Origin of the sequence: Thiohalorhabdus sp., from assembly GCF_046545655.1 — a bacterium.
Classification (GTDB): domain Bacteria; phylum Pseudomonadota; class Gammaproteobacteria; order Thiohalorhabdales; family Thiohalorhabdaceae; genus Thiohalorhabdus.
This window is the reverse complement of record NZ_JBKGZG010000069.1, coordinates 1-5212: the sequence shown is the minus strand read 5'-3', so window position 1 is coordinate 5212 and position 5212 is coordinate 1. Positions and strand designations below refer to the sequence as shown.

At 70.2% G+C, this 5212-nt stretch carries 7 protein-coding genes; 3 read left to right on the top strand and 4 right to left on the bottom strand.

What is annotated here, in order from left to right:
- Positions 1-178: 178 nt before the first annotated feature.
- Complete coding sequence (locus ACLFRB_RS11380) at positions 179-697, top strand: Spy/CpxP family protein refolding chaperone (protein WP_411069130.1); 519 nt, start codon at positions 179-181, stop codon at positions 695-697.
- Positions 698-757: 60 nt separating this feature from the next.
- On the opposite strand, the gene ACLFRB_RS11375 is transcribed toward ACLFRB_RS11380, so the two are convergent.
- Both ACLFRB_RS11375 and ACLFRB_RS11370 read right to left on the bottom strand, forming a co-directional pair.
- Positions 758-1387, bottom strand: coding sequence for a cation transporter (locus ACLFRB_RS11375; protein WP_411069129.1), 630 nt, complete (start codon positions 1385-1387; stop codon positions 758-760).
- Entirely contained in the window at positions 1371-1685 is a 315-nt protein-coding gene (locus tag ACLFRB_RS11370) for a TMEM165/GDT1 family protein (RefSeq protein ID WP_411069128.1), read from the bottom strand. Before ACLFRB_RS11370 ends, ACLFRB_RS11375 begins: the two co-directional genes overlap by 17 nt.
- Before the next feature lie 151 nt (positions 1686-1836).
- On the opposite strand from ACLFRB_RS11370, the gene ACLFRB_RS11365 reads away from it, so the two are divergent.
- Entirely contained in the window at positions 1837-3156 is a 1320-nt protein-coding gene (locus ACLFRB_RS11365; protein WP_411069127.1) for an MFS transporter, read from the top strand.
- 94 nt (positions 3157-3250) lie between these two features.
- Positions 3251-3598 carry a rhodanese-like domain-containing protein gene (locus ACLFRB_RS11360; RefSeq protein ID WP_411069126.1) on the top strand — a complete coding sequence of 116 codons (348 nt, stop codon included), beginning with the start codon at positions 3251-3253 and terminating at the stop codon, positions 3596-3598.
- 100 nt (positions 3599-3698) lie between these two features.
- Here the strand turns inward: ACLFRB_RS11360 and ACLFRB_RS11355 are convergent, their stop codons facing one another.
- Positions 3699-4793 (bottom strand): lipocalin-like domain-containing protein, encoded by a 1095-nt coding sequence (locus ACLFRB_RS11355; protein WP_411069125.1) that lies wholly within the window; start codon positions 4791-4793, stop codon positions 3699-3701.
- A gap of 4 nt (positions 4794-4797) precedes the next feature.
- Complete coding sequence (dtd, locus tag ACLFRB_RS11350; protein WP_411069124.1) at positions 4798-5211, bottom strand: D-aminoacyl-tRNA deacylase; 414 nt, start codon at positions 5209-5211, stop codon at positions 4798-4800.
- Position 5212: the final 1 nt, after the last annotated feature.

The window sequence follows — 5212 nt, the reverse complement described above, 5'->3', positions numbered from 1 at the left end:
GGATCACTCCTTCCTGCCAAAGGATTGGGTGTCCACGAATTCGGGTCAACTCCAGCCCCGTTCAAACAACGAGCCTAACCCTTTGGCATATTGAGAGCTTAACGGACCAAGCCCTGGACTCACTCAATCCGAGCACGCAGGGTAAATGAGAGAGGCTAATAATCTGAGGAGGTAGAACATGGATTCCAAGCTTCGCAATATACTCGCCGCCCTCGGCGCCGTGGCGGTAACCCTTTCCACCCCGGCCCTTGCCGGCGACGATGGCAAATCGGGCATGATGATGGGTCAGGGCGGCATGGGCATGATGGGCGGCAGCAGCATGATGAAAGGCGGCATGATGATGAAGGTCATGCACGCCCTGGATCTTGACGAGGAGCAAGTCGAGAAGATGACCGACATCCACAAGGAGCTCGCCGAGCATATGGCGGGCACCAAGGTGGAGATGCAGCAGCTGCGCTGGCAGATGGGCCAGGAGATGCACAAGGACGAGCCCAGCCCCGAGGAGGTGGGGCGGATCCACGATCAGATCTCGGCGAAGAAGAAGACCATCCTCCAGGAGAAGGTCCGCACCCGGAACGAGATGATGGGTGTGCTGAACGAGGAGCAGCGCGAGAAGCTGAAGCAGATGAAGAAGCGCATGCACAAGAAGCACATGGGGGGTGGCAAGGGCAGGCACGGTTCCAAGCACCGGGACTAGGCAGGCCACCTACGGTGCCCGGGACCTCCTCCGGGGCACCGGAACCGTCCCTCTTCCCGTTCAGGTTTCCCCCGGCTGCGGGGCGCGGAGCTGCCCCGCAGCCTCGGCCAGCACCGCCCAGGCGGTGCGCAGGAACAGCCCCGCGATCAGGGCCCCCATGAGCAGGTCCGGCCACCGGGTCCCGGTCGCCGCCACCGCACCGGCGGCCAGGATCACCCCGGTGTTGGCGAACAGATCGTTGCGCGAGCACAGCCACACCGACCGCATGTTGAGGTCCTCACCCCGGTGGCGCCACAGCAGGGCGAAGCACACCAGGTTGGCGGCCAGGGCCAGCGCGGCCACCGCCCCCATGGGCATGGCCGCGGGCAGCTCCGGCAGGAAGGCCCGGTAGGCGGTCTGGCCGAGGATGAACAGGTCGAAGGCGAGCATGATCAAGCCCTTGAACAGGGCGGCCCCGGCCCGCTTGCGGACGCTAGCGCCCACCACCGCCAGGCTCACCCCGTAGGTGAGGGCGTCGCCGAGCATGTCCAGGGAGTCGGCCAGCAGGGCCACCGAGCCGATCAGCAGCCCGGCGGTGAGCTCCACGCCAAACATGACCGTGTTGATGCCCAGCACCGCCTTCAGGATGCGGGACTGCCGCTGGTTGGTGGCGGCCGGGGCGCAGGAATCGCCGCTACAGCATCCGCTCACGGTTGCCTCCTCGGGCTCGGGATCTTTCGGGTTCTTGGGCGCCCCGCCGGCTCCATTTTACAGGGTCGCGGACCGCCGCCACCCGGTGCACCCAGACCGCCGGGACGCGGCGCAGCAGGGTGGCGCCCACGACCACTCCGAGCACCGACACCAGCCAAAGGGCCAGGGTTCCGCCAATGAACACCGCCAGGGTCTCGCCGGTGCTCGCGGCCAGGGCCACCAGGGCGAGCTGGGTCTTGTCGCCCAGCTCGGCGACGAACAGGACGGCGAAGGTGGAGGCGATGGTGGCCAGGCTCATTGGGGTACCTTGCTGCCGAAGGGGCGCACAGGGTAGCCCTTCGGGCCCGGCGGCTCACCCCCTTGGCCTGCCCGCATTACCCCAGCGACCCATCGTCCGGCCCGTCTGATACGGTTCCCAGAGGACCCTCACAACCCGGACGGGAGCGACCATGGCGGATCGCAACGGGCCGGGCCCACACGGCGCCTACATCCACGGCATCCGCGCCAACCTGGGCCAGTTCACCTTCCAGATGCTGCAGGTCTTCTTCGTCGGCCTGACCATCGGCCTGCAGCGCAACGTGGTGCCGGCGCTGGCCGAGGAGGAGTTCGGCCTCGCGCCCGGCTCCTACCTCCTGTTCATGGCCTTCATCATCAGTTTCGGCTTCGTGAAGGGGGCGCTGAACTTCGTGGCCGGGCGCCTCTCGGAGCGGGTGGGCCGGCGCCGGGTGCTACTATGGGGCTGGCTGGCGGCGCTGCCCATCCCCTTCATGATCCTCTACGCCCCCTCCTGGGACTGGATCGTCGCCGCCAACGTCCTGCTGGGCGTGAACCAGGGCTTCGCCTGGTCCATGACCGTCACCTCCAAGGCCGACATCACCCGCGCCGAGCAGCGCGGCCTGGCCACCGGCTTCAACGAGTTCGCCGGCTACACCGGCGTGGCCATCGCGGGTGTGGTCACCGGCTACCTGGCGGCGGACATGGACCCGCGCTGGGCGCTGTTCCTGTTCGGCTTGGCCGTGGCCCTGGTGGCCCTTGCCACCGCCTGGTGGTTCGCCGCCGAGACCCTGCACTGGGCGCGCGCCGAGGCCCACGCCCACGCCAGCGGCACCCACAAGGGGCCCCGGCCGCGCTTCCCCGAAAACGTCTCCGACCATCCGGGCACCGGGGAGATCTTCACCCTGGTCTCCTTCCGCCACCGCACCTTCGCCGCCCTGTCCCAGGCGGGCAGCGTGGAGAAGTTCGTGGACGCCCTGGTGTGGGCCTTCTTCCCCGCCTGGCTGCACGCCCAGGGGCTCACCGTGGTGGCCATCGGCTGGGTGGTGGGCGTGTTCGGCGTGGTGTGGGGCGCCAGCCAGCTGTGGACCGGCCCCCTCTCCGACCGAATCGGCCGCAAGGGCCCCATCGTCGCCGGCATGTGGATCTGCGGCGCGGGGGTGGCGGCCACCCTGCTGGTGGAGGGCTTCTGGCTGTGGTGCGCCACCGCCGCGGTGGCCGGGGTGGGCATGGCCCTGCTCTACCCCACCCTCATCGCCGCGGTGAGCGACATCTCCCACCCCAACTGGCGGAGCTCGTCGTTGGGCGTCTACCGCTTCTGGCGGGACACCGGCTACGGCATCGGCGGCCTGGCCATCGGCCTCGCCGCCGACGCCACCGGCGCCCTGGAGACGGGGTTCTGGCTCACCGCCGTCGCCATGGGGCTGTCGGGCCTCTGGGTGCTGCTCGCCGCCGAGGAGACCCACCCGCGCCTGAACCCGGCCCCGCAGCTTTAACCCGTTTCGGAGGAATCCTCATGAGCAACGTTCGCATCCCGGCCGAAGCCCCCACCGGCTTTACGGTCCATTGCAAAGTCAGGAAGTAGCAAGGATGGCGCAAGGCTACGAGAAGCTGCTGGAGGAGATCGAGGCCCGCGTCCCGCACCTGGAGCCCGGGGACCTTCCCGGCCTGGAGGCGGACGGGGCCTTGATCGTGGACGTTCGCCGGCCGGAGGAATACGCCCAGGGCCACATCCCCGGGGCCGTCAACCTGGCCCGGGACAAGCTGGAGGCCCAGATCGAGGAGCATCTGGAGCGGCCCCACCAGCCGGTGGTGGTCTACTGCGGCGGCCGGGGCCGTTCCACCCTGGCGGGCTGGGCGCTGGCGGAGATGGGCGTGAACGTCCGGGTCCTACACGGCGGGCTGGCGGCCTGGAAGGCCCGGCAGGAAAAGACGTAACCCTGCCCGGCGTTTCTGGCTTTCTGTTCGCATTCAGGTGCTCACGGCGCCTCTTAAAGGCGATCCGCGCATTTTCAACGCACCCGTGACCAGAGCCGGATTAGCCCGCCCCTTCGGCGCCCAACCGGGTCATCTCCAGGAAACCCTCCCCCTGCCGGTCCCCCGAGATCCGCATGGCGCCTTCCCAGTAGGTGGGATTGTAGGGCCCCGTGCCGCGCATCTCCTGGTGGTCGAACAGGGGCTCCACCCGCAGGGTGAGCTCGCCGGCGCGGATCTCCCAGGCCACCGGGTAGGTGTGACCGGTGTCCGGGGAGGTCCATTCGCGCAGGGGCCGCCAGCGGACCTCCTGGGGACCCAGATGCGCCACGGAGCGATCGGGGCGGATGCGGGTGCCGGCGGCGTAGGCCGTCCGGCCTTCGGAGTCGCGGAAGCGGTAGGCCATGAGACCGCCGCCATCGTCGAAGCGCAGCCCCACCCAGTCCCAGCCCGCCGTGCCCTCGGGCAGGAAGGTGGAGGTCCACTCGTGGTCGAACCAGGCGGTGCCCTCCACCTCTTGCGCCTCGCCGTCCACCGGCAGGGTGCCCTCCACCGCCATGGCGGGATAGGTGTAGTAGTAGCTCGCCACCGAGCCGCTGGCGTTCTTGGCGCTCACCCCCGCGGGCCCCTGGAGGACCGCCTCGCCCGTGGGGCGCAAGCGCATGTCCCAGGGGCCGGGGTCGCCGCCCAGGCGCAGGCGCCAAACGTCCTCCGGACCCTCCTCCAGCCGCCAGTCGCGGATGCCCACGCTCAGGCGGCCCGCCTCCGCCCGTCCGCCGTCCACACCGACCCGTGCCAGGCGCCGCCAGTGGCGGAAGTCCTCCGTGGCCGGGTCGGCCAGGGCGGCGTGGGCGCTGATCACCTGCCGCGGGGTGAAGGCCGAGGGGTTGTCCTCCCAGGGCCCCGGCTCGGGCCGGTTGCGGAAGAAGGTCACCTCGAAGGTGCGCCGGCCGCCATCGGACAGCTCCAGGAAGCCGGTGAAGTACCACCACTCGATGGCGAAATCCGGATGGGCGGCGTGGTCGGCGGGCAGGCGCACGGGCCGTGCGCGGGTCACCTCGCCGTAGGCCCGCCCGCCGGCCGCCCACCCCCTTCCGGTGGAAAGGACCATGGGGGCGCCGGCCAATAGGCCCAGGAAGGCGCGCCGGGACCGGATCATGCCCTCACCCCCCCTGCTCCGGCGGAACCCGGAGCCAGAAGGTCACCGGGCCGTCGTTGACCAGGGCCACCTGCATGTCCGCCCCGAAGCGCCCCGCCGCCACCGGAGCATGGGCACCCTGTGCCTGCTCCAGGAGGGAACCGAACAAGCGCTCCCCCTCCTCCGGCGGGGCCGCGGTGCCGAAGCTGGGGCGGGTGCCCTTCCGGGTGTCGGCGGCCAGGGTGAACTGAGGCACCAGCAGCAGGCCGCCGCCGGTGTCGCGCAAAGAACGGTTCATGCGGCCCTCCTCGTCGGGAAAGACCCGGTAGCCCAGCAGGCGCTCCAGGAGGCGCTCCGCCTGGGCCGCGCCGTCCCCCCGCTCCACGCCCACCAGCACCGCCAGCCCGGGGCCGATGGCGCCCACGGTCTCGCCGGCCACC